The following is a 24,591-nucleotide window of genomic DNA, read 5'->3' as shown; positions in this document are numbered from 1 at the left end:
TAAAGATCCTACGACGGGCATGGTTAGAAACTTCAAAATATATGAAGCTAAAGAGACAAAAAACCAGAAATTCACTAAAAATAATGAATTTCTGGTTTTTCATATCTGGGTAAAAAGTTTAGTATGTTTCCCAGACACTTTTATTGCTTCTCAATGTCTTTAATATCAAATCCAGGAATGTTACCGAACCATTTCTTAACCAAACGATTATAAGTGCCATCTTTTCTGAGTTCTGTTAAGGCGGCGTTAATCTTATTCATCATCTGCTTTTGCCCCTTATTAACGGCAATACCGTACGGTTGGTTAGTAAAAGTGCCGCCAACTAATTTAAAGCCAGAATTATCATGCAAGATTCCGGCCAAAATACCGTTGTCAGTTACAAAGGCATCACCTTGACCAGCTTTTAAAGCAGCAAAAGCTTGACCATAATCGTCAAACTGCAAGACATCGGCCTTGGGGGCATATTTATGAACAGCATCGATTGAAGTAGTTCCTTTTACAACTAAAACGCGTTTGTTATTTAGAGCATAAACGTTTTTAATTTTACTATTTTTAGCAACCATAATTGATTGACCAGCTGGAAAGTATGGTTTACTAAAATCAACTTGCTTTTTACGCTCAGGGGTAATTGTCATAGCAGCAATAACGGCATCAACGTTGCGGTTTTTTAATAGCTGAATCTTGGTGTTAGCAGTAGTAGTTACGAAATTCGCTTTAGCAGATTTACCATACATCTTATGAGTTAATGCAGTGGCTAAATCAATTTCAAAGCCGCGAATTTGTCCAGTTTTGATGTCAATGGAACCAAATAAAGGTGTATCAGCCTTAACACCCCAATTAATTGTTTTAGCTTTCTTAGTTTCTTGATAAACATTATAGTTTTTATTTTGACCACAAGCAGATAGAGTAAATGTAAGCAATATTAGTAGAAAGAAGATTAAAGCTTTTTTCTTATTATTCATGTGTTATTCACCTCTTTTTAAAATCGCATAACGTACAGAAAATATCGTATCATTAATTTATTAAAATAGGCAAATGCTAATGGACTTGTGCTATAATGTAAGCGAAATCAAATAATAAGTCACTAGGGGTGCGTAATGCTGAGAGAAAACCCTTTGAACCTGAACAAGATAATACTTGCGTAAGGGAAGTGAGGAATAAAGAAGATATTATATTGCTCCTAATGGCTTATGAATGTAAGTAGTTAGGAGTTTTTTATGTTCAAAAAATCGTCAAAATGGGATATTAAGTCAATTATTTTAGTCGCTTTAATCGGGATTTTGATGGGAGTTATTTATACATACGGCTTTAATAATCTCTATAATTTAAGTAAAATCGCTCTTCTTCCAACAGGTTATGCACCAGTGATGGATATGGTATTTTCTGGTCTTTGGTATATTGCGGCACCACTTGCAATGTATTTTGTACCAACGCCTGGATCAGGGACTTTAGGTGAAGTTTTAGCTTCAATTGTTGAAATGGCAATTGGTGGTCAGTGGGGAGCAATGACAATTCTTTCCGGTTTAATTCAAGGGGCGACTAATGAAATTGGATTTTTCCCTAAGAAAAGTCGTTATCAACAATTCACTTGGAAGAGCGTTTTGACAGGTACTTTTTTTGCTAATTTAGGTGGGTATATTTCACAATACTTTATGTATGGTTGGTATAAGTATAGTTTGAATTTACAAATTGCTATGTTTGTAGCTGGTATTTTTTCAGCTCTAATTTTTGATGGTGTTTTAGTAAAATTAATTACTAACTTATTTGATCGCGTCTTAAAACCTGAGCTGGCTTAAATTGCGCATCGCCTCTTTGTTAAAAGTGCTACAATGAAACTAGAAAGTGTATAGCGCTTACAAAGAGGGAGGATAATCGTGTCAAAGGAAGAACAGGAAGTCATCAAAAATTGGAATCCGCGCTATAAACGAAATGTTTATATTTATCTAGCCATCTATGCAATTTTAGGTGCGGTTACTGGGATCACGAATGATGCGGCATTATCGTATTATCGAATTGTAGCACCACAGTTGGTTTCAAGTTTGAATATTTTTAATGCTGCAACCGCAATTTTAATGTCATTAGTTATTACAACGGTGCATAAATTTGGTTATCGTAAAATTTTACTTGTCTTACCACCATTAACTGCGATTTTTATGGCTTTAACATGTATAACACACAATCAAGCGGTTATTATGATTGCTTATACCATTTCTTGGACTGCTATTGGAATCTACGATTTGATGTATCCATTAATGTGGACTTCATATGTTCCAAGCAAAATTAGAACTAAGATGTTCTCAGTGGTCATGATTGTCAACTTGGTTTTTCAAACTATTTGTACTTTCTTAGGTGGGGAGGCAATTGTTTACTTCTTCAGCTTATTACAAAAAGTCCCTTATAGTAAGGCTTCTGCACTATCAGCTAAACCTGAATTAATGAGTTCAAGTGTGTTAAATAATTATACAAATGCTTATCGAATTCTATTATTAATTACTGCAGCTGTAACCATGTTTGCTTTTATTTTGGCATTGTTTATTCGTGATTTACCGCAAGACTACCGCTCTGAAAGCAATGAAAAAAATAAAAGTCGGGCAGACAAAGCCAAAATGTATAAAAAATTGCTTAATGAAAAGACAATTATGTGGATTATTTATATTGCAGGTGTACAATTAGGAGCACGGCTAATTGCAGTTTACGTCCCAATTTATTTGAATAATTATTTGCATATACCTCGTGATGTAACTTCCATTATCAATACTTTCGTTCAAGCGGCAATGTTTATTGGTTACTTTTTTGCCCCATTTTTGGAAAAGAAGTTGGGTGCGATTGTATCTGTAGCGGCTGGAACACTCACTTGTGTACCGGTAATGCTCCTTCTAGCCAATGGGCGCCACTTAGGAAGCGGCATGTTTTTGTTCGTGTTAGTTGGAATTTTACTCTTCTTAAGAACTCTTTTGGCGAATGCGACCATGCCAATCCAGCAAGAAGTACAGATGGTAATTGTTGAAAAGGACTTGCGTCCAGCATTTACCGCCGTTGTGCAGATTGCTTATGCAGTTGTTGGTGTAATTGATGGCTTGTTTACTGGTCTATATTTATTTAATACAACAGATGGATATGCAAATGCTTATTACATTGCAGCTGTAATTTACGTGATCGCTAGTATCTTACTTCTTGTTAATTTTGCTAAGAAATATAACAGAATTTTGGAAAATAGCCATGAAGCTGAAAAAGATTAACAACGTTTTTGGAGAATAAAATGAAGAAGCTCACTAAATCAAAAGATAGAATTTTAGCTGGTGTTTTAGGTGGTATTGCGGAATATTTTGGTTGGGATAAAACCTGGACTAGAATTATTGATGGTACCCTTGTGGTTGTTACTGGTTGGGGAATTATTGCATATATTGTTGCGACAATAGTTATGCCAGAGTCAAATAGCAATGATGATACTCCAACAGGTAAATTCAGAAAGATTTGATCAAATTTGAATAAAATAAAAGCCTAACAAATCATTTGTAGTGGTTTGTTAGGCTATTTTATTACGCTAAAATTGATTCAATTTTGGTGGTTAACATATCAATTGCCACGCGTTTTGCTCCACCTTCTGGCACGATAATATCTGCGTAACGCTTAGTTGGTTCAATGAATTGGTTGTACATTGGCTTAACTGTTGATAAATACTGATTAATAACAGAATCAAGTGAACGGCCACGTTCTTTCATATCGCGTTCTAAACGTCTGATAAATCTAATATCATCATCGGTATCTACGAAAACTTTAATATCCATCAAATTACGAATTTCTTCGTTAAAAAGAACCAGAATTCCTTCTAAAATGATGATGTCAGCTGGTTCAATATGAATAGTTTCATCACTTCTTGTATGAGCGGTAAAGTCATAAGTTGGCATTTCAATTGATTTTCTGTGAAGTAGTTGGTTAAGTTGTGCTTCAAGAAGTGGCATGTCAAAAGCATCCGGATGATCATAGTTGATTTTTTTCCGCTCTGACATTGGTAAGTCAGTATTGTCTTTATAATAAGAATCTTGCGTCATAATCATAATATGGTCATCGTCATTAATACGATCGGCAATTTCATGAGCAATGGTTGTTTTACCACTACCTGAACCGCCGGCGATACCGATAATTACAGGTTTATCAAGTGTAGTCATAATGGTCTCCCTTTATTTTAATCAATAACATCTTAACGATAAAATGCAGCCCTGACAATAGTTTTTGTACGATTTTCTCATGCAGATGGCTATTCAATATTTTCAAAAAAAGCATAAATGTCGTACAATTTAAATAAAATACTTAAAATAAATCGGTTATTTGTACTAGTTTTCGAATTTTTTATTAATTTCAATTCCGGTTACCTTTTAAAATCCTTTAAAAAAAGGTAAAATATTAGTTAATGCATTTTGGAGAAAGGAAACAAACCATGACACCAATTATTGAATTTAAGAATGTTGATAAATATTATGGCAAATTTCATGCTTTAAAGGACATCAACTTAACCATCAATGAAGGCGAAGTCGTTTCAATTATCGGTCCATCCGGTTCCGGTAAAAGTACTCTAATCCGAACAATGAATGGATTGGAAAAGATTAATAGTGGACAATTAATTGTAACAGGTTATGACCTTGCCAATAAAGAAACTGACATTAATAAGATTCGTAAAAATGTCGGAATGGTTTTCCAGCACTTCAATCTCTATGATAATCATACAGTTTTGGAAAATGTTACTTTAGCACCTAAGATCGTTTTGAAGCGCCCTGACGATGAAAATAAAAAGATTGCTATGCAATATCTTGAAAAGGTTGGAATGGCTGACAAGATTAATTCATACCCTCGTCAACTTTCTGGTGGTCAAAAGCAACGTGTAGCTATTGCTCGTTCACTTGCAATGAAGCCTAAGGTTATCTTATTTGACGAACCAACTAGTGCACTAGACCCAGAAATGATTCAAGACGTTTTAGACGTTATGAAGTATGTTGCTGAACAAGGAATTACAATGGTTGTGGTTACTCACGAAATGGGGTTTGCCAGAAAAGTTGGTAACCGTTTAATCTTCTTTGATTCAGGTCGAATTGTTGAAGACAGAAATCCTGAAGAATTCTTCGCTCATCCAGATTCTGAACGTGCACGTGAATTCTTGAGCAAGGTTATTTCTAAGGATTAGAGTGAACTTCAATGAAAAAGTTTAAAAAGCTAGTTTTATTTTTACCGCTCTTATTAGCTGTTTTTGCTTTAGCTGGTTGCGGTAAACAAAACGATAATACGTATGAACAAGTCAAACAAAATAAAAGTATTACGTGGGGTATTCGTGCTGATACAAGACTATTTGGTTTGACTAACATCAAAACTGGTAAAATTGAAGGATTTGAAGTTGATCTAGCTAAGGCATTAACTAAGCAGATGCTTGGAAAAGATGCTAAGGCTGAATTCTTAACCACTACTGCCAATACTAGAATTCCGCTTTTAAAGAACCATAATATTGATGCTGTCTTGGCAACAATGACAATTACAGCGGAAAGAAAAAAGCAAGTTGATTTTACTAATCCATACTTCCCAGCAGGTTCATCGTTACTTGTGCCCAATAATAGTAAGATCACTAATGTTCGTCAATTAAACGGCAAGACTGTTTTAGCAGTTAAAGGAACTACCGCTGTTGACGATGTTCACAAATTTGCTCCTAAAGCTAGAGTTTTGCAATATGATGACTACGGTCAAGCAATGTCTGCTTTAAAAGCAGGACAAGGTGTGGCTTTAACTACTGATAATGGTTTGCTTGCTGGTATCGCTCAAGAAAATCCAGGCTACAAACTTGTAGGTGGAGTTTATGTGAATGCTCCTTATGGTATTGCTGTTAATAAAGGTCAAACTCAAATGGTTAAGCATTTGAATAAAGCCTTAGAAGAATTAAAAGAAAACGGAACTTATAAACGTTTAATTGATAAATGGTTTAAGGGAATTCCAGGAATTGATATTAAGGAGATGACTAAATAATGTGGCAAATTCTTACCAATAACTGGTCAGCTTTTTTAACAGGCTTTTGGAACACGATCTTGTGTAGTATCATTGCCTTGATCTTTAGTCTGATTTTAGGTGTTTTATTTGCCTTATTAGAAGTTGCTCCACCTAAATTTGGCCGAGTTGTTGCTCATATCTATATTGAAGTGTTTAGAAATATTCCACTTCTGGTAATCGTAATGATGTTCTACTTGATTGTACCGACTTTCTTTGTGAAGTTATCTGGCTTTCAGGCTGGAACAATTGGTTTAACACTTTATACATCAGCTTTTATTGCTGAAACAGTTAGATCAGGGATTAAGTCAATCGGTGATGGACAAATGGAGGGTGCTCGCTCTAACGGGATGACTTATACACAAGCAATGCGCTATGTCATCTTGCCACAAGCAATGAAAATTGTGATTCCTCCACTAGGTAATCAATTTATCAACTTGATTAAGAACTCATCAGTTTTGGCCTTTGTTGCTGGATTTGACTTGATGTATCAGGCACAATTAATTGCCTTTGCATCTTTTCAAACCATTGACACATATGTAGTTGTTGGTATTTTCTACTTGATTTTGACTTTACCACTCAGCTACTATATGCGTCATTTGGAAAAGAAACTCGCAGACTAGTGTAAGAAAGGAAGAAAAATGGAAAGTTTTATTTATGCTTATTCATGGATTGATATCCGCTTCTTATTACAAGGTTTGTGGGTAACAATTTATGTTTCAGTGATTTCAATTGTTTTAAGCTTTATTTTAGGATTAGTTTTCGGATTAATTCGCTACATGAAGATTAAATATGTTTCAGCAATTGTTGGCTTTATTGTGGATATTATCCGTAATTTGCCACTGTTGCTCATTATTTTCTTCACTTACTTTGGCTTACCGCAATTAGGGATCGTTACGAATCCAACTACAGCTTCTATCATCGCCTTGGTGATTTTTGAAGGTGCGATGCTTTGTGAAATTGTACGTAGTGGGATTAACGCTGTACCAATTGGTCAGATGGAAGGTGCCCGTTCAAATGGGATGACTTTTGCTCAGGCAATGTATCATGTAGTTGTACCACAAGCCTTACAAAATATGATTCCAGCTTTATTGTCACAGTTTGTTTCTTTGGTAAAGGATACTTCTTTAGCAACGATCATTGTTTCGCCAGAATTACTTTATCACGCACAGATCATTTACAGTCAGAATACGACATATCTGATTCCAATGTATGTGATCATCGCGATTATGTATTTCGTTGTATGTTTTGCCCTATCAATGGTGGCAAGTCACTTGGAAAAGAAATTTGACAATTAAATAATCTGAATAAATACTAGCTACATGATATATTTAGAGTAGTTAGTATTTTTTTTTGGTTAAAAATTATGGACGAAAATAAAAAATTAACAGATGAAAAACGAGTTGAATTAACTAAGCTATCTTACGCTGAACTAGAGTTAGGAGAAAGTGTTGAAATTAATGACAAGTTTATAGGAATTGTCTCAGATACTATTTACGCTGATGATGGGATGCGGGCTTTTGTTATTACTAATCCTAACGAAGTAACAATTTTGTTCAAAGGCTCGTATGGCTTTCTTAAAGGTAATCCGACTACTTGGCGAGATGAATGGTTAAACACAAATTTGCCTATCTTATTGGCAATTTTAGCTAACGAAAAAAAGGTCCCAAGCCAATTAAAGACAGCATCTGATTATTTAAATAAGGTGATACATCAATTTAGAGGAGCCCGCTTTTATATTTACGGTCACTCTCTTGGTTCAATCAATGCGCAATATGCCCTTGCAAACTGTCGTCATCCGCAAGAAATTATTGCAGCTTATTTGTATGAAGGAACAAATATTTGGCTTTTGCTTGATCAAAAGCAGCGACGAAGAGCTAATAAAATTCGCAATAAGATTTACAATTATGTTGATATTTACGATCCAGTCACTTTGGGGATTACAGCTACTCATCATATGGTAGGTAAATTACAATATGTAGATAGCGAGAAAATGCAGCTAGTGAAACAACATATGTGGGGTGGGTATAAGTTTGATAAGAATGGTAATTTGAAACTACGAGAGATCGATGAAAACTTTCTAAGAGAAAGTAGGAGTGATCATGAGTTGCTCGATTGCTCAGAGGCATTAGCCGATTTTGTTGTGAATACAAATTCTAGTGAGGACATTAAGAAGATTGCAACTGAGAAAATATTCGAACTTGCAGAGAGACATTTGAATTCAAAAACAGTAGCTAAATTAGCGGAATTAATTAAAACAAATTCGGAGAAGGGTGAAAAAAAGAGATAATAACGAAAAAATCAATATTTTGGCTTTTAAAAAGCAAAGCTGCTATGATGAACAGTGTATGAGTAGTTTGTAGTTTAAAAAAAGAGGATTAAATAAATGAAATATCCAAAAACTAAAGAAATTTTGAATCAAGCAGTTGCCGATTTAATTCAATTGCACATGGTTGTGCACCAACACCACTGGTATATGAGAGGTAGCCGCTTTTTGAAGCTTCACCCATACTTAGATGATGTGATGGATGAATTAGCAGAACAATTAGATGAAATTTCAGAAAGATTAGTTACTTTAGATGGCTCACCAGTTTCAACTTTAGGTGAGGTTGTCGAAATGACTAAGATCCCTGATGAAAAGGGAAACTGGAATGAAACTATTGATGAACGATACGCTAAAATCATCGATGACTATCGCTATCTTGAAAAGCTCTATGAAAAAGGAATTGAAGTTAGTGATGAAGAAGGGGACTATTCAACTAACGATATGTTGACTAGTTTCCACACCGCTGTTGAAAAGCGAATCTGGATGATGACTGCTGAAATTGGTAAGGCACCAGAAATCGATCAATAAAATTTGAATAAAGAAAAAGGCACCTCAAAAGTGCCTTTTATTTTTGCTACATTCTATTTTCTATTGATTCCAAGCAGAATCAAGTTTGCTTTTGCCTGTCTTAATATCACTAGTCCAGCTTTGTCCCTTACTTGCCTTAGCTAAGATTGTTTGCATATTTGTATTAACTTGATCGTAAGCAGTAATAGCATTCTTAGTTACTGGTAAGAAGTACAAGTTCTTTGAAGTCTTAGAAAGAATTGCAGGAATCTTACTATTTTTAGCTTCTTGATATGCAGAATCGTTTAAAGCGGCAGTGTTAACTGGCATGTAACCAGTTTGCTTAGCCCAGTACAATTGTGAAGATTTAGAAGTTAAGAACTTAAGATATTTAAATGCGGCAGCTTTTTGCATCGCACTAGCTTTCTTGAACATGTAAATATCAGTACCTTGTTGAACGTTCATTGAACTTGGACGAGCTGCTACACCGTAAGTGTAACCTTTTTTGAGACCTTGTTTAAGATAAGCTTCATTGGCAGTAGAACCAATAAACATTGCAACTTGACCATTATCAAATGGAGTAGACATATACTTTTGTGTACCTGCTTGCATAAAGTAACCAGCCTTAACGCCATTTGCATAGTAGTTGATAGCCTTAACGGAATCCTTAGCAGCGAAGTTTAAATTCTTATTGAAATCTTTGCCGTAAGTTTCCTTCATTTGCATCATGTAGTAGTTGTTAAGTGCGTCAAATCCAGCCCCACGAACTTTATGATGACTTCCACGGTAAATTTTAGCTGATGCACTAGCAAGTTCACTCATGTTAGTAGGAACTTTGACATTGTAGCGATCAAGTAAAGTCTTATTGTAGAAAAGAACTTCAACTGACTTGTTAAATGGAACACCATATTGCTTGCCGCCAATATTTGCACCATCCCATAATGCTTTTTTAATTCCACTAGCCTTATATGAACCCCAACCAACATTTTTGTTGTTAACATATGGGGTTAAATTAACTAACATATTGTTCTTGGCAGCGTTGTATAACCAACCTGGGTAAGCCTGAGTAATAGTTGGCAAGTCTTTAGGAGATTGCAAGCCTGATACTAATTTTGATTGTAAGTCGGAGTAATTACCACCTTGACTTTGCAATTTAACAGTAATATTAGGATTTTCTTTCTCGAAATCTTTAGTTAACTTTTGTAAAGCAGTTTGAGAAGTTCCAGTTAATGAATACCAAAAATTAATAGTGGTTTTTTTGGTAATTTTGTTCGGAATCTTTGTAGAATTAGAGCTAGAACTATTATTGTTGTTAGAACATGCGGAAAGCCCTAACAAGCACAATGCAGCTACACCAACTAGCGACAATTTTTTATAAAAATTCATTTTTTCTACCTTTCATTTATTACACCTTCACTTAGCAGTTTAACACAAATATACGTACTATAATAGATTAAAAAGATATAATGTTCTCAATTGACACATTTTACAGATCCTTTTAAGATAAAAAGAGATAATTAAATATAGCAGGTGAGAATTATGGACAAAAATCCTTTAGTATATAAATATTTAATTGGTAAGCGTAAACCATATGATTACGATTATGGTAATCGTCAAGGTAATCAAAGTGCTGGCTGCCCATTCTGTGATGTGGCCCATCTAGAGAACATCTATAAAACAGAAGGAGATAAGATCTGGCTGAAGAATAAATATCCAACTTTGGAAGAGACTGACCAGACAATTTTGATCGAATCAAGTGACCACCAGGGCGATATTTCTACTTATACCCGTGAAGATAATCAAAAATTGATGAAGTTTGCACTAAATTGTTTTCACCAGATGCAAGATTCAGGTAAATATAAAAGTGTGCTCTGGTATAAGAATTTTGGACCAAAGTCTGACGGTTCGTTAACTCACCCTCATATGCAAATTGTGGGTTTATATTCAAAAGATGGCTATCAAGACGTTGGTCCTGATAATTTTACTGGTTTTGAAGTCGGTAGATCAGGCTCTGTTGAGATGAATCTTTCGGCATATCCTGTTCAAGGTTATCAAGAAGTAAATATTATTACTCACGATAATACCAACTTAGAGACTTGGGCTGATTTAATTCAAAAGGGTACACAATATGTACGATCAGTGCTATCTCACGGTGTAGATTCATATAACTTATTCTTTTACCCAGTTAATGATGGTGCAGGTACTTGCTGCAAGATTATTCCAAGATTTTTTGCTTCCCCCTACTTTGTTGGTTATAAAATATCTCAAGTTGATGACGCAGATACTCTGAAATGGGAAGCAGAACGCTTAAAGGGCTTTGTTAACGGTGGAATTATCCTATAGAAAAGAACGCGCATTCAAGTATTTGGATGCGTTTTTTTGATATAATTGAGCTGTTGAAATAGTTCAGTTATTAGAAGAGGAAAAACATGAAAAAGATTGTAGTAATTGGTTCAAGTAACGTTGATACGACCATGCATGTTAAAGATTTTCCCCAACCTGGAGAAACAATAAATGCCACCAAGATCACTACTGCTGGTGGCGGTAAAGGTGCAAACCAAGCAATTGCAGCTGCTAGAAGTGGTGCTCAAACTTATTTTATTAGTCGTGTTGGTCAAGATGAAGCCGGACGCTTTATGAAAAGCCAACTTGAAAAATATGGAGTAAGTCTTGACTATGTAAAAGAAACTGAAGGCGTGTCTACTGGTCATGCTTATATTACTTTGAGTGAATCAGGACAAAACGATATTATCATTGATCACGGTGCAAACTATGAATTAACTGAAGATGATATTTTAAATGCTAAAGACTTAATTGCTAGTGCTGATTTTGTTGTAGCCCAGTTTGAAACGCCAGTGAAAGCAACGATTGCGGCTTTTAAATTGGCAAAAGAAAACGGCGCCGTTACAGTTTTGAATCCAGCTCCAGCAATTAAAGATATTCCTTCAGAATTGTTGCAATATACTGATGTAATTACTCCTAATGAAACTGAGAGTGCAGTTATTACGGGAATTAGAATTGCTTCTGACGATGATTTGAAGAAAAATGCTGATAAACTGCATGCTTTAGGTGTAGAAAATGTTGTAATTACTTATGGCGAAAAAGGGTCCTACTTGTCAAATACACAAGTGGAAAAGTTAGTCCCCGCATTTAAGGTTAAGGCTGTTGATACAACTGCAGCAGGAGATACATTTTTAGGATTCTTAACAGGCAATTTAAATTCCGACTTATCTAACCTAGAGCAAGCGGCAATTATCGCTAGTCGCGCATCATCATTGGCTGTGCAAAAGTTAGGTGCACAGCCATCAATCCCGGATGCTGCAGAAGTTAACAAATTAATGGAGAAGTGAAATGGATAAAAAAGAACAAGATCAATTAAAAAAAGAAGCTGCCACTAAGGCAGCAATGATGGTAGAGCCTAATTCAGTATTAGGCGTAGGGACTGGTTCTACAGTTGCCTTTTTCATTGATGCACTTGGTGAAAGAAAAGAAAAAGAAGGCTTTTCTTTAAAGCATATTGTCACTACTTCTAATCGTAGTAAGAAGCAACTAGAAAGCTTAGGTTTTAAAGTTGATGAATTATCTGACATTGACCAAGCAGATTTGACTGTTGACGGAGCCGACCGAGTTGATGATGACTTAAACGGAATCAAAGGCGGCGGTGGTGCTTTAACTTTGGAAAAGAATGTTGCCATTAATTCTAAGAAAATCATTTGGATTGTAGACGAATCAAAGCTTGTGCACCGTTTAGGTGATTTCCCACTTCCAGTTGAAGTCTTGCCAATTTCTTGTGAACAAAACTTCAGAAAGTTCGAACAAGAAGGCTTAAAGCCTCAATGGCGAATGGATGAAAACGGCAAGCGCTATGTGACCCACTACGGCAATTACATCATTGACTTAGCGGTTGATCCACTACCAGTTATTCATGGCTTAGCGGATTATCTAGATCACACAGTTGGTGTAGTTGAACACGGGTTGTTTCTTGATATGTGTGATGAAGTAATCATTGCTCATAGCGATGGTACTATAGAAGACAAGACAAAGTAATTTTCTTGATTAAGGTGGCCTTGTAACCACCTTTTTCTTTTTCTGAAATTTTAATATGATAAACTTTATTTAACAGATATTTTTTGAAAGGATGAATTTAATGACCAAAACGCCATTAATTATTTCTACTGATCCAGGAATTGATGATATTGCTGCAATGACAATTGCTTTATTTGATCCTGCAATTGATGTAAAGATGATCGTTCCAACATGGGGAAATGTTGCACTTAACTATACTTTACAAAACACCCTGAATCTTGAAAAATTTTTAAACACCAAAGTACCAGTAGTAGTTGGTGCTAATCAGCCATTGGTTCGTCCTGCAATTAGCGCAGCTTCAGTTCACGGCGAGACAGGAATTGCAGGTTTTGAATTTGAAAAAGCTGATGATTCATTAGTTGAAAAAGGTCTTGCGGCAACTAAGATGCACGAAGCTATTCAAGCTAGTCCAGAAAAGATGACTTTGATGGGGATTGGACCTTTGACCGATTTAGCTTTGCTATTTAAGCAATATCCTGAAGATCTTGAAAAAATTAAAGAAGTTGTGATTATGGGGGGAAATATTGGCCATGGTAATCACAGTCCTTTAGCAGAATATAATATTGCCGGGGACCCCGAAGCTGCACAAGTTGTTTTCCAAAGCGGCATCAAGATTAAAGTAGCTCCACTTGAAGTAGGAAATAAAGCTCATGTAACTCCTGAACAGATGGAAAGAATTAAAGAATGTGGCGAAGTTGGTAAAATGCTGCACGCAATGTTTTCAAATATTCATGAAACTGATGGTTCAAACCTAATTAAGATTTTTGACCCAACAGCTGTCGGAATTATGCTCCATCCTGAATTATTTACAATGAAAGAAGCAAATGTTGAAGTGGAATTGGCCGGTAAATATACTGCTGGTGCGACTGCCATGGACTTTTTAAGTGACAAACCAAATGCGGAAATTGCAGTTGATGTAAAAACTGATGAATTTGCTGATTGGTTTATTCAAGGCGTAAAAATAGCTGAACAAGGAAGAAAATAATGGCTGATTATGTTTATCGCAGCGTGATGCACGATATTAAAGAAAAAATTTTGAATAATGAGTTTGAAGGGATGCGCTTACCAGATGAGCGAAGCCTTGCTGAACAATATCAAGTTAGTCGTTCATCAATGAAAAGGGCACTAGAATTGTTAGCTCAACAAGGAATCGTCTTCAAAAAAAGAGGCTCCGGGACTTTTATTAATCCGCTTTATTTGAAAAATCAAGCACTTTTTCGTTATGAAGGCTCAAACTTGGGCTTAACCGATAGTTTTAGGGTTCCAGGTAAAAAGCAGCGAATTGAATTGCTTGATTTCCAAGTGATTAAGGCTTCTTCAGAAATTGCTCAAGATCTTTTCTTGAATGAAAATGATTTCGTTTATAAATTTAAACGTTTACGTCTGCTTGATGAACAGCCGTTTTTAATTGAAACTGGTTATTTACCAATTAAAATTATGCCGGAATTAAAACCGGAAATTCTTAAGAGTTCTTTGTTTAACTTTTTAGAAGATGAACAAAATAAGACTGTAACCAAGTCATTTTTGAATATTACAGTTGAGCCTTCTAGTGAAGAAGACCAAGAAAAGATGAAGTTAAAGCCAGTCGAACCTGTTGGGGTAATGGAGGGTATTTTCTTCTTAGATGATGGAACGCCATTTGAAGTATCGAATATGCGGGTCCATTATTCCTACATGCGGTTTAACACATTTGTAAATTTAAATAGATAATAAAAAAGCTAAAACTGTTTAATGCAGATTTAGCTTTTTTAGATTCAATTTTTTGATTTAGAGCAAGAAATTACACGAATTGCTCACTTGAGTCAATCGGACTTAAGTAGACATAACTGAGGTGAATTCGCTTAGTACTCTCAGTCAAACTCTTGATGAGCTGCTCTTGCTGACTGGTTAAGCGTAAATTGTTTAGCGCAACTTTAGCTTGAATGTACATGACAAGTTTGCCAGTGTAGGCAAGAGGATGGTCATTGTTTTCAAATTTTTGCATTACTAAGCCGATAGCGCGGCGAATTCTCGAATAACTATCAGTGGCTAATAGAGAATACATCTCATCAGAAAAACTACTATATAAGTCTTTTAGATCCTGATAGATTTTTTGCTGATCGACTAACATAAAAATCACTCCTTTAAAACTGGTATTATCTGAGTTTTTGAACTGAAATATGACTTAATTTCATCAGGTAAAGGTGTGTCAGTGATTAAAACATCGACTTTATCTAATGAAGTAGACATAAATGGAGAAGTGGATTGATTGGTGAATTTATATTTTTCTGCGACTAAAACAACTTGATTTGCTCGTTTAACAACTTCATTAACGATTTCGGCGTCATCCATAATAGAAGCATAAACGCCATCTACTCGCACTTTAGATCCACCGATAAAGGCAGTATTAAAATGAATTCTTCTAATTGTTTCTAATGCTTCTTCAGAGTAGATGTAACGCTGCGACTTATTAACAATTCCGCCAAGTAATCTAACCGAGGGAAATTCACCGGTAAGTAAGTTCAATGCATTGTCTATTGAATTCGTTACTACTTGTAAATCCATTCCGTTAAGTAATGGACAGAGACGTTTAAGCGTTGTAGAAGAACCAATGAAATCACATTGATCAGGGTGAACAAATTTCCTTGCCATTTTTGCCATTTTTAATTTAACAGGAGATTGAACTTGGTTCCTAGCTAGGAAATCTGGTACACTTGTCTGATTAATTTCCATCATTCCGCCATGGATGCGAACCGCTTGCCCAGTTGAGCAAAGGTGAATCACGTCACGACGAGCTGTATCAAATGAAACATTGAACTTCTCAGCGATTTCTTTTGTTAAAATGCGATGTTCTTGTTTGAGCAAATCTTTAATTTGATTTAATCGTTCCTCTTGAATCATTTTCCTCTCTCCAGTAAGTAAATTAACATGAATCAGTTAAAAAGTATGTGTTTTATCTGTATTTTATAATTGTTTATCAGTGTTTTCCAGCGTATGCAATTATAAACGCGTAAGTAAGAGTAGATAAATGCTGTTAAATTAGGGCTTGGCTCATGATTATTAAAATTAAAACACTTATTTGGCAATTGGTAGGATCCAATTTACAAAAAGGTTGAACTTTTGAAATAATTTGGTATGATAAGAGTGTAAGGAAAACGTTATCAAAAAATTCGAGGAGAAACAAAAATGACAGTCGATTACGATTCAAAAGAATACTTAAAGAGTGTCGATGCATACTGGCGTGCAGCAAATTATTTATCAGTTGGGCAATTATTCTTAATGAAGAACCCATTACTTAGAACACCTTTAGTAGCTGAAGATGTTAAACCTAAGCCAATTGGTCACTGGGGTACTATTGCTCCACAAAACTTCATTTATGCTCACTTAAACCGTGTCTTAAAGAAGTACAACCTTGATATGTTCTATATCGAAGGTTCAGGACACGGCGGACAAGTTATGGTTTCAAACTCATATCTTGATGGTTCATATACTGAACGCTACCCAGAAATTACTCAAGATGTTAAGGGAATGGCTAAATTATTCAAGCGATTCAGTTTTCCAGGTGGTGTGGCTTCACACGCTGCTCCTGAAACTCCAGGTTCAATCCACGAAGGTGGGGAATTAGGCTATGCGTTATCACATGGTACTGGTGCAATTTTGGATAACCCAGATGTCATTGCCGCTGTTGAAATTGGTGATGGTGAAGCTGAAACTGGTCCACTTGCAGGAAGTTGGTTCAGTGATAAGTTCATTAATCCAATTACTGATGGTGCAGTTTTACCAATTTTACAAATCAATGGCTTCAAGATTTCTAATCCAACCATCGTTTCAAGAATGAGCGATGAAGAATTAACTGAATACTTCCGTGGCATGGGTTGGGATCCTCACTTTGTCTCAGTCTTTAAGGGCGGACGCTTTGATGGTGAAAAGGACCCAATGCAAGTTCACGAAGAAATGGCTAAGACCATGGATGAAGTGATTGAAGAAATTAAGGCTATTCAAAAGCATGCTCGTGAAAATAACGATGCCACTTTGCCACATTGGCCATTAATTATCTTCCAATGCCCTAAGGGTTGGACTGGTCCAAAGGAAGACTTGGATGGTAATCCAATTGAAAATAGTTTCCGTGCTCACCAAATTCCAATTCCAGTTTCTCAAGATGATATGGAACACAAGGATATGCTTGAAAACTGGCTTAAGAGCTACAAACCTGAAGAATTGTTTAACGAAGACGGCTCTCCAAAGGAAATCGTCACTGAAAATACTGCCAAGGGCGATCAAAGAATGGCAATGAACCCTATTACTAATGGTGGTAAGGATCCTAAGCGTTTGAACTTGCCGGACTACCGCGACTTCGCTGTGAAGATTGATAAGCCAGGTGATCGTGAAGAACAAGATATGGTTGAATGGGCTAAGTACTTGGATAAGGTTGCTGAATTAAACCCAACTACTTTCCGTGGTTTTGGTCCAGATGAATCTAAGTCAAATCGTTTATTCCAATTGCTTGATAATCAAAAGCGTCAATGGGAACCAGAAGTTCATGAACCAAATGATGAAAACTTGGCACCAAGTGGTCGTGTGATCGACTCACAATTGTCAGAACACCAAGACGAAGGTTTCCTTGAAGGTTATGTCTTGACCGGACGCCACGGCTTCTTTGCAACTTATGAAGCATTCGGGCGTGTAGTTGACTCAATGCTTACTCAACACATGAAGTGGCTTAGAAAAGCTAAGGAACAATACTGGCGTCATGATTATCCATCACTTAACTTCGTTGCTACTTCAACAGTATTCCAACAAGACCACAACGGTTACACTCACCAAGATCCAGGTATCTTGACTCACATGTTTGAGAAGAACCGTCCAGATCTGATTCACGAATACTTGCCATCGGATACTAACTCACTTCTTGCAGTATCAGATAAGGCATTTAGAGACCGTGAATGCATCAATATTTTGGTAACTTCTAAGCAACCTCGTCCACAATGGTTTACTATCGAAGAAGCTACTAAGTTAGCTGATAAAGGTTTGAGCTACATCGATTGGGCTTCAACTGATCACGGCGCAAAACCTGATGTTGTCTTTGCTTCAACTGAAACTGAACCAACTCTTGAAACTCTTGCAGCAATTGATATTTTGCACAAGAAGTTCCCAGACCTTAAGATTCGTTACATTAATGTTGTTGATGTGATGAAGTTGATGAGTCCAAAGGACAACAAGAATGCTATTTCAGATGAAGAATTTGAACGTCTCTTCCCAAGTGATGTTCCAGTAATCTTTGCATGGCACGGCTACAAGAGCATGATGCAATCAATCTTCTTTGAAAGAAAGCACTACAATGTTCACATTCACTGCTATGAAGAAAATGGTGATATTACCACTCCATTTGACATGCGTGTCTTGAACCACCTTGATCGCTTCGATTTAGCTAAGGATGCAGTTGAAAGTGTTCCAGCATTAGCTGGTAAGAATGCAGATTTCATTAACGAAATGGACAACTTGCTTGCTAAGCACCACCAATACATTCGTGATAACGGTAAGGATATTCCTGAAGTCACTGAATGGAAATGGTCTGGCTTGAACTAATTCATAAATAAGAATAAATTAGACCTATGCAGAGATTGCGTAGGTCTTTTTGTTTGGAGGAGAAAATATGAAAAAAGGGTTAGTTCTTGAGGGCGGCGCGATGCGAGGGATGTTCACAGCTGGCGTAATCGATGTCTTGATGGAAAACAACGTTACCTTTGATGGAGCGGTAGGCGTATCAGCTGGGGCAGCTTTTGGCGTGAATATGAAGTCAAAACAAATCGGAAGAGTTTTACGCTATAATTTGAAATACGCTGGCAAAGATTACTACGCAAGTTGGAGGTCATGGCGTCGGTCCGGTAATTTATACGCAGCTAATTTTTGTTATCACGTTTTGCCTGAACAATTAGATGTCTTTGACAAAGAAGCGTTTAAAAAGAATCCTATGCGCTTTTGGTGTGTAGCAACTGATAGCGCGACAGGTAAGCCAGTTTATCATGAATTGCGTGATGCCGGTTATACCGACTTAGAGTGGATCAGAGCGTCTAGTTCCATTCCATTTTTTGCTCATCCTGTTGCAATTAGAGGCCACTATTATTTTGATGGCGGAGTGTCTGACTCTATTCCATATGATTTTTTGAAGCAACAGGGATTTGATAAGAAGGTTGTGATTACCACGCAACCCAAAGAATACCGTAAGACTAAGAGTAAGTTGTTGCCTGTTGAAAAAATGGTATTGCGCAAGTATCCAGCTGTTGTAGAAAAGTTAAAGACTAGAGCAGAGGATTATAATGCTGTTTTGAGCAAAATAGAGCATGATGAAGAAGCAGGTAAGTGTTTCGTAATTCGTCCGCCTTATGCTTTAGAAATTGGAACTGTAGAAAAAGATAAGGACGAAATTAGACGAGTCTATGAAATTGGTAGAAAAGAAGCAGAACGGATTCTACCAAATTTGGTAGAATATTTGTCATTTTAATCCGTCCTAAATCCCCTGTTTTTGCATCTTATTTGAAAAATGCTTCAAATAAGACGCGAAATCATTAGAATAGGACGATTTTGGTTTTTAGAGTGATTTTTATTGTATCCTTACTAATGGAAGTTGTTAATTAATTTATAGAAAAGTAGGTAATCATACAATGAAATTTCCAATACTTATTTGTAACAATGACGATGAAGTATTGTTGACGACGGCTCTAGAAAAAGTTGAATATGAACTGAGCTGTATGCGACCAAGAATTGATTTTGAAATTAGCTATGCTGCTAATTATGAAGAAGCTTTGAAGTATTTACACAACCATAAACCTAATCGTGGTGTATACTTCCTTGAAGCCGATTTAGGTGAGGGGCTTGAGCATCATAATGGCATTGATTTGGGTGAGATAATTAGAAAGCAAGATAAAAATGGCGAGTTAATTTACTTTTCTCATGCTAATTTAGCTTTTCAGACTTACCAGAGAAGATTAGACGCTCGTGATTATATACTTAAGTCGTTCGACATTGATGAGATTGAAAAGCATCTATTTAATTCGACTATGAAAGCTGTAAATCAGATTTATGAAGATAGAATAGTAAATAAAGAATAGATAATTGCTGGTAAGACAAGATCCACCATGGGTCTTGTTTTATTTTTCTTCAAAAATTGATACTATTAAAGTTAATAAGAAAATTCAATTAGAAAGGATAATTAAATTTATGAAAAAATATCGTCCAAGTAATAAACAAGTGATGATTGGGATTATCTTAATGGTTCTCGGAATACTCTGCTGGTGCATCGTTGCAACGGTTAAAAATAACCCCAATTTTATGTTCTTGTTCCCGGTCGGTTTAGTTTTACTTTGTCTTGGTGGACTGGAATTAACGATCATCGCAATAATTACCACGCATAAAAATGATCTAGCAATGCGTGAAGTGATTAAGAAACGCGAAGAAAAAAATAACGATAAAAAAGATATATCTAATAAGAATTAGTTAGCATTTTTTTATATAATAGAGGAAGAATGTAAAGAATACCTGGTTTATTTTTAGAAGGGATATAAGAATGGATTTTGAAGAAGTATATAAAAAAGAACGCGTAACACGTAAATTCACTAATCGTAAAGTTAGTGACAAGCTTATTATTAAAGTTGTTAAAGACGCTCAACACTCACCGTCATTATTAAATTCACAACCATGGCGTGCATATGCTATTACTGATAATGCACTGGAAAACTTTAAAAAAGAATCTCAAAAAAGAAATGATGATGGTGTAGAACCGAATGAAGATTTTGCTTCAATGCTTTCACTTGATTGGGATACTTTCCCAAGTCAAAATATGGCTAACATGGGTGCAGCACAAGCTTATTTCTTTAGAAATAAAATCGATCTATTCAATAAATCAAATTATGAGATGTTTAATGCTCCAGCGATTGTCTTCTTGACTGTACCTAAGGTTTCACCAGCTTGGTCTGTTTTTGATTTGGGAATCTTTGCACAAAGCTTAATGCTTTCAGCAATTAACAATGGCTTAGCAGTTATGCCAGCTCACTCTCTTGTTTCTTATCCAGATTTGGCAAGAAAATATGCTGGTATTCCTGAAGACGAAAGCGTGGGAATGGCAATTGGCTTAGGCTATCCAGACCGTGGTGCCCAAGTCAATGATCCTAAGTTCTTCCCAGCTCGCGTTCCATTTGAAAAAATCTTTAAGTTGAGTAAATAAGCCTAAGCAATAATGGTAAAATATTATTATTAGATAAAAAATTTTATTAAAAAGGTGACATAACTTTGAGTGATCCGGAAATAATTGAAAATTTAGTTGCGACACTGATCATTTTCGTTTTTGCTTCTTTCTTTGTTGCCGCTGAATTTGCCTTGGTTCAAACTCGTGCAAGTCAGCTCGAAGATATGATTGCAAATAGACAAGGCAATCAAAAGAAGTTAAAACGTGGATTGCATATGGTACGAAACCTGAACGAATATCTTTCAACAACACAGGTTGGTACTACATTAGTAGGGGCAATTTTAGGTTGGTTCTCAGCTGATACTATCGCTGCACTTTTACAAAAATTATTTAATTTAACGCCGATGAATACATCATTGGTTAAATCAGTGAGTGCGATCTTAGGTTTGATTCTGTTAACTTATTTGGAAGTGGTTGTTACAGAAATCGTTCCTAAGAATATTGCGATTGATAAACCAATTAAGGTATTAATGTTAATCATCACACCACTTCAATGGTTCCATACATTAGTTTATCCATTTGTATGGCTGCTTAATTCCAGTTCAAATGGATTATTAAGATTATTGGGTTTTGAACCAGCTGATGAAGAAAATCAGGTTTATTCACAATCTGAGATTATCAAATTATCACAAAATGCAGTTCATAGTGGTTCTTTAGATAAAGACGATTTAACTTATATGACCCGTGCATTCGAGTTAAATGACAAAGTCGCAAAAGACATTATGACTGACCGTACTAGATTAACGGTCCTTAACTCAACTGATACAATTAAGCATGCGCTTAAGATGTATTTGGATGAAGGCTACAGCCGGTTTCCGGTTGTACGTGATAACGATAAAGACGATGTTGTTGGTTACGTTTACGCCTATGACATTGTCCAACAAAATCAACTTGATGCTGATGTTCCGGTAACTAGAATTATTCGTACAATTATTACTGTACCCGAATCAATGCCAATTCAAGATATCTTGCATTTGATGATCAAAAAGCACACTCCAATTGTTCTAGTTGTTGATGAATATGGTGGTACAAGTGGTATCGTAACTGATAAGGATATTTATGAAGAATTATTCGGATCAGTTAAGGATGAAATCGATGATGTTTCTGATGATTACATTATCAAGGGTAAAGATGGTTTAGTCCATGTTTCAGGTAAGACCACTCTTTATGATTTTGAACGTTACTTCCATGCAGATTTAGTCAGTTTCCAAGATAGCGATATTATTACTATTGGTGGTTACATGATGGAACATTATCCTGATTTAAAGAAGGATCAAACGGTTGAACTTGAAGGCTATGAATTCAAGCTTGAAAGCATCGAGCAAGGCTTCATGCGTTGGTTTATCGTTACTCCAATTAAGAAGGATGAAGAAAAAGACGATCAATCTAGTGAAGAAAAATAAAATGATTAAGAAAAGAGCGCTATAAACAAGCGCTTTTTTTGTGCAAAAATGATATAATTTCAACTAACAATGGAATGTTTTAGTAAGGTGGAGGTAAAAATGGCAGACGGCGATAATATTAATGACATTATTGATCATAAATTATTTACTGAAGAAGATATTCATAATATGTGTGTGCGTCTTGGTAAGGAATTGACCAAAGATTATGCTTGCAAAAAGCCAATAGTAGTTGGTGCTTTAAAGGGCGCAGTTTATTTCTTAACTGACTTAACTAGACAAATGGATGTAGCTCACCAACTTGATTTTATTGATGTTTCTAGTTATGGCGATGGTTTTGAATCAAGTGGAAAGATTAAAGTTATTACTGACTTAAGTGCAGATGTCAAAGATCGCGATGTGTTAATTGTTGAAGATATTGTTGATACTGGTTTGACCATGAAATACATGAAGGATATGATTCATGAACGTGGTGCAAATAGTGTTAAATGCTGTGCACTTCTTAATAAGGAAGCACGTAGAAGTAAAGATGTTACAGTTGATTACTATGGCTCCAAAGTTGGCGACGAATTTGTAGTTGGATACGGTTTGGATTTCTTGAATATGTATCGTAATCTTCAATACATTGGTGTTTTGAAATCAGAAGTTATCCAAAAGTACGTGAATAAATAGGACTTAATTAAAAACTCAGGATCTTTTTCAAAAGAAAATTGATCCTGAGTTTTTTAGTTGTTTTTTCGCTTGTAATAATAAATTGGTAATCCGAGCAAAGTTAGGAAAATTCCAATCATTGATAAGATAAACTGATTAATGATCGTGCTAACAACTATGAAGATTCCGCCGAGAATTGAAATTAGCGGGATGATTGGATACCAAGGAACTTTGAAAGGCCGTATTAATTCAGGATCACGCTTTCTTAATATCAGTGTAGCTACTGATAACATGGTATTGAAAGTCCACATAACGAAAACGAGCATATCGGTTAAAACCGTGAAATTACCAAGTATAATCATTACAATTGCGATCGTATTAACAATTATTGCTCCAACGATAGGCACACCCGTGTGGATGTTAGTCTTACCGATTTTATTAGAAAAAGGTAGTAGATTATCTTGAGCAAGAATATAAGGTGTTCGCATTCCCGTGAGCATGAAGGCATTGACCGCTCCATAAACGGAAATCAAAATACCAATAGTAACTAACTTTCCACCTAATTGGCCGAATAGCTGAATTGATACTTCAAAGGCGGTGTTATTGTTATTTACAATTTTATCTAATGGTAAAACAGTCAAAAAAGTATAGTTAATTAAAACATAGATAACAGTGATTAGTGAAAGACCACCAATTATTGCTCCGGATAGGTCCTTATCTGGATGCTTAACTTCATTGGCTAAGTTAGTCACGACAATCCAACCTTCAAATGCGAATAATGCGGAAAGTAGTCCTTGACTTAAGCCATTACCAAAAGAAATACCAGCTCCCGTAGTTACTGGAAGGATAGGAGTTGAGATTTTATTTTGATTGAAAAATCCCCATAGAATAATTAGGAAAATTGGGATGATTTTTAAAACCGTAATCACCGATTGCATTTTGCTAGAAAATTTAGTCCCGATTAAGTTGATTCCAAATAAAAATAAGACTAATAAAATCGCAATAAGATTTGAAAATTGACTAGGAATATTAAATAGAGATACAAATTGGACTCCAAAAATAGAACTCAAAGCTCCGATTTGTGCTGGAAAGTAAATAACCATTTGTGCCCAGCCAAACAAAAATCCCCAAACGCTACCATAGGTATAATCAAGATATTTAATTGCACCGTTAACTTTTAGACTAGCTGCAATTTCTGAGACAGTTAAGCCAGAAGCAATTGAAATAATTCCTGCTAGAACCCAAACAAATAATGTCATTGAAGTACTGCCGGTTTGAGCAGTAATTGTTCCTATTTTGAAAAAAACGCCGGCTCCGATCACTGAACCAACAACGGTAGCCAATGCTTGTGTAAAAGAAATTTGTCTTTTCATAAG

The 24,591-nt window shown here is 35.8% G+C and carries 27 protein-coding genes and 1 riboswitch; of the genes, 21 read left to right on the top strand and 6 right to left on the bottom strand.

What is annotated here, in order from left to right; translation table 11 throughout:
* Positions 1-140: 140 nt before the first annotated feature.
* Positions 141-962: a transporter substrate-binding domain-containing protein gene (locus FC46_RS02330; protein WP_057797437.1), complete on the bottom strand. Its 822-nt coding sequence runs from the start codon at positions 960-962 to the stop codon at positions 141-143.
* A gap of 114 nt (positions 963-1,076) precedes the next feature.
* Positions 1,077-1,166, top strand: a riboswitch (TPP riboswitch).
* 51 nt (positions 1,167-1,217) lie between these two features.
* Between FC46_RS02330 and FC46_RS02325 the strand changes: the two genes are divergently transcribed.
* The 3 genes from FC46_RS02325 (at position 1,218) to FC46_RS02315 (ending at position 3,478) form a co-directional block, all read left to right on the top strand.
* Positions 1,218-1,796, top strand: a complete 579-nt coding sequence (locus FC46_RS02325) for an ECF transporter S component (RefSeq protein ID WP_057797436.1) — start codon at positions 1,218-1,220, stop codon at positions 1,794-1,796.
* Between the two features lie 78 nt (positions 1,797-1,874).
* Positions 1,875-3,239: an MFS transporter gene (locus FC46_RS02320; RefSeq protein ID WP_057797435.1), complete on the top strand. Its 1,365-nt coding sequence runs from the start codon at positions 1,875-1,877 to the stop codon at positions 3,237-3,239.
* Positions 3,240-3,259: 20 nt separating this feature from the next.
* Positions 3,260-3,478: a PspC domain-containing protein gene (locus tag FC46_RS02315; protein WP_057797434.1), complete on the top strand. Its 219-nt coding sequence runs from the start codon at positions 3,260-3,262 to the stop codon at positions 3,476-3,478.
* Positions 3,479-3,539: 61 nt separating this feature from the next.
* Here the strand turns inward: FC46_RS02315 and udk are convergent, their stop codons facing one another.
* A complete protein-coding gene (udk, locus tag FC46_RS02310; RefSeq protein ID WP_057797433.1) occupies positions 3,540-4,169 on the bottom strand; it encodes a uridine kinase in 630 nt (209 codons plus the stop codon).
* Between the two features lie 269 nt (positions 4,170-4,438).
* On the opposite strand from udk, the gene FC46_RS02305 reads away from it, so the two are divergent.
* The 6 genes from FC46_RS02305 to FC46_RS02280 all read left to right on the top strand — a co-directional run bounded on the left by FC46_RS02305 (position 4,439) and on the right by FC46_RS02280 (position 8,878).
* A complete protein-coding gene (locus FC46_RS02305; protein WP_057797432.1) occupies positions 4,439-5,179 on the top strand; it encodes an amino acid ABC transporter ATP-binding protein in 741 nt (246 codons plus the stop codon).
* A gap of 11 nt (positions 5,180-5,190) precedes the next feature.
* A complete protein-coding gene (locus tag FC46_RS02300) occupies positions 5,191-6,006 on the top strand; it encodes a transporter substrate-binding domain-containing protein (protein WP_057797431.1) in 816 nt (271 codons plus the stop codon).
* Complete coding sequence (locus tag FC46_RS02295) at positions 6,006-6,647, top strand: amino acid ABC transporter permease (protein WP_057797430.1); 642 nt, start codon at positions 6,006-6,008, stop codon at positions 6,645-6,647. The genes FC46_RS02300 and FC46_RS02295 overlap by 1 nt, the downstream gene beginning before the upstream one ends.
* An 18-nt stretch (positions 6,648-6,665) precedes the next feature.
* Entirely contained in the window at positions 6,666-7,322 is a 657-nt protein-coding gene (locus tag FC46_RS02290) for an amino acid ABC transporter permease (protein WP_057797429.1), read from the top strand.
* Positions 7,323-7,390: 68 nt separating this feature from the next.
* Positions 7,391-8,314, top strand: a complete 924-nt coding sequence (locus FC46_RS02285) for an Mbeg1-like protein (RefSeq protein WP_057797428.1) — start codon at positions 7,391-7,393, stop codon at positions 8,312-8,314.
* Between the two features lie 96 nt (positions 8,315-8,410).
* Positions 8,411-8,878, top strand: a complete 468-nt coding sequence (locus tag FC46_RS02280) for a Dps family protein (RefSeq protein ID WP_057797427.1) — start codon at positions 8,411-8,413, stop codon at positions 8,876-8,878.
* A 60-nt stretch (positions 8,879-8,938) separates the two neighbouring features.
* Here the strand turns inward: FC46_RS02280 and FC46_RS02275 are convergent, their stop codons facing one another.
* A complete protein-coding gene (locus tag FC46_RS02275; RefSeq protein ID WP_057797426.1) occupies positions 8,939-10,243 on the bottom strand; it encodes an extracellular solute-binding protein in 1,305 nt (434 codons plus the stop codon).
* A 153-nt stretch (positions 10,244-10,396) separates the two neighbouring features.
* Between FC46_RS02275 and FC46_RS02270 the strand changes: the two genes are divergently transcribed.
* The 5 genes from FC46_RS02270 (at position 10,397) to FC46_RS02250 (ending at position 14,653) form a co-directional block, all read left to right on the top strand.
* A complete protein-coding gene (locus FC46_RS02270; protein WP_057797425.1) occupies positions 10,397-11,200 on the top strand; it encodes a DUF4931 domain-containing protein in 804 nt (267 codons plus the stop codon).
* Positions 11,201-11,286: 86 nt separating this feature from the next.
* Positions 11,287-12,207 (top strand): ribokinase, encoded by a 921-nt coding sequence (rbsK, locus tag FC46_RS02265; protein WP_057797424.1) that lies wholly within the window; start codon positions 11,287-11,289, stop codon positions 12,205-12,207.
* 1 nt (position 12,208) lies between these two features.
* Positions 12,209-12,904, top strand: coding sequence for a ribose-5-phosphate isomerase RpiA (gene rpiA / locus FC46_RS02260; protein ID WP_057797423.1), 696 nt, complete (start codon positions 12,209-12,211; stop codon positions 12,902-12,904).
* A 100-nt stretch (positions 12,905-13,004) separates the two neighbouring features.
* On the top strand, positions 13,005-13,928 hold the full coding sequence (locus FC46_RS02255; protein ID WP_057797422.1) for a nucleoside hydrolase: 924 nt from the start codon (positions 13,005-13,007) through the stop codon (positions 13,926-13,928).
* Positions 13,928-14,653: a GntR family transcriptional regulator gene (locus tag FC46_RS02250; RefSeq protein WP_057797421.1), complete on the top strand. Its 726-nt coding sequence runs from the start codon at positions 13,928-13,930 to the stop codon at positions 14,651-14,653. The genes FC46_RS02255 and FC46_RS02250 overlap by 1 nt, the downstream gene beginning before the upstream one ends.
* Before the next feature lie 70 nt (positions 14,654-14,723).
* On the opposite strand, the gene FC46_RS02245 is transcribed toward FC46_RS02250, so the two are convergent.
* A complete protein-coding gene (locus FC46_RS02245; RefSeq protein ID WP_057797420.1) occupies positions 14,724-15,053 on the bottom strand; it encodes a bacteriocin immunity protein in 330 nt (109 codons plus the stop codon).
* Between the two features lie 5 nt (positions 15,054-15,058).
* Positions 15,059-15,823 (bottom strand): DeoR/GlpR family DNA-binding transcription regulator, encoded by a 765-nt coding sequence (locus tag FC46_RS02240; protein WP_057797419.1) that lies wholly within the window; start codon positions 15,821-15,823, stop codon positions 15,059-15,061.
* A 285-nt stretch (positions 15,824-16,108) separates the two neighbouring features.
* Here FC46_RS02240 and FC46_RS02235 point away from each other — a divergent pair, with 285 nt between their 5' ends.
* The 7 genes from FC46_RS02235 to hpt all read left to right on the top strand — a co-directional run bounded on the left by FC46_RS02235 (position 16,109) and on the right by hpt (position 23,236).
* Positions 16,109-18,508, top strand: coding sequence for a phosphoketolase family protein (locus FC46_RS02235; protein ID WP_057797418.1), 2,400 nt, complete (start codon positions 16,109-16,111; stop codon positions 18,506-18,508).
* A gap of 67 nt (positions 18,509-18,575) precedes the next feature.
* A complete protein-coding gene (locus tag FC46_RS02230; RefSeq protein WP_057797417.1) occupies positions 18,576-19,424 on the top strand; it encodes a patatin-like phospholipase family protein in 849 nt (282 codons plus the stop codon).
* A gap of 160 nt (positions 19,425-19,584) precedes the next feature.
* Positions 19,585-20,031 carry a response regulator gene (locus FC46_RS02225; RefSeq protein ID WP_057797416.1) on the top strand — a complete coding sequence of 149 codons (447 nt, stop codon included), beginning with the start codon at positions 19,585-19,587 and terminating at the stop codon, positions 20,029-20,031.
* 109 nt (positions 20,032-20,140) lie between these two features.
* The gene (locus tag FC46_RS02220) at positions 20,141-20,416 is read left to right on the top strand and encodes a hypothetical protein (protein ID WP_057797510.1); all 276 of its coding nucleotides are present in this window, start codon (positions 20,141-20,143) and stop codon (positions 20,414-20,416) included.
* Positions 20,417-20,486: 70 nt separating this feature from the next.
* Positions 20,487-21,143, top strand: coding sequence for a nitroreductase (locus tag FC46_RS02215; RefSeq protein ID WP_057797415.1), 657 nt, complete (start codon positions 20,487-20,489; stop codon positions 21,141-21,143).
* A 65-nt stretch (positions 21,144-21,208) separates the two neighbouring features.
* Positions 21,209-22,567: a hemolysin family protein gene (locus FC46_RS02210; protein ID WP_057797414.1), complete on the top strand. Its 1,359-nt coding sequence runs from the start codon at positions 21,209-21,211 to the stop codon at positions 22,565-22,567.
* Between the two features lie 99 nt (positions 22,568-22,666).
* Positions 22,667-23,236, top strand: a complete 570-nt coding sequence (gene hpt, locus FC46_RS02205; protein ID WP_057797413.1) for a hypoxanthine phosphoribosyltransferase — start codon at positions 22,667-22,669, stop codon at positions 23,234-23,236.
* Positions 23,237-23,289: 53 nt separating this feature from the next.
* On the opposite strand, the gene FC46_RS02200 is transcribed toward hpt, so the two are convergent.
* A complete protein-coding gene (locus tag FC46_RS02200; protein ID WP_057797412.1) occupies positions 23,290-24,588 on the bottom strand; it encodes an APC family permease in 1,299 nt (432 codons plus the stop codon).
* Between the last annotated feature and the right edge of the window lie 3 nt (positions 24,589-24,591).

Origin of the sequence: Lactobacillus kalixensis DSM 16043 (assembly GCF_001434335.1) — a bacterium.
In the GTDB taxonomy this organism is placed as follows: domain Bacteria; phylum Bacillota; class Bacilli; order Lactobacillales; family Lactobacillaceae; genus Lactobacillus; species Lactobacillus kalixensis.
The sequence above is the reverse complement of the archived record's forward strand: the minus strand, read 5'-3'. Positions and strand labels throughout refer to the sequence as shown.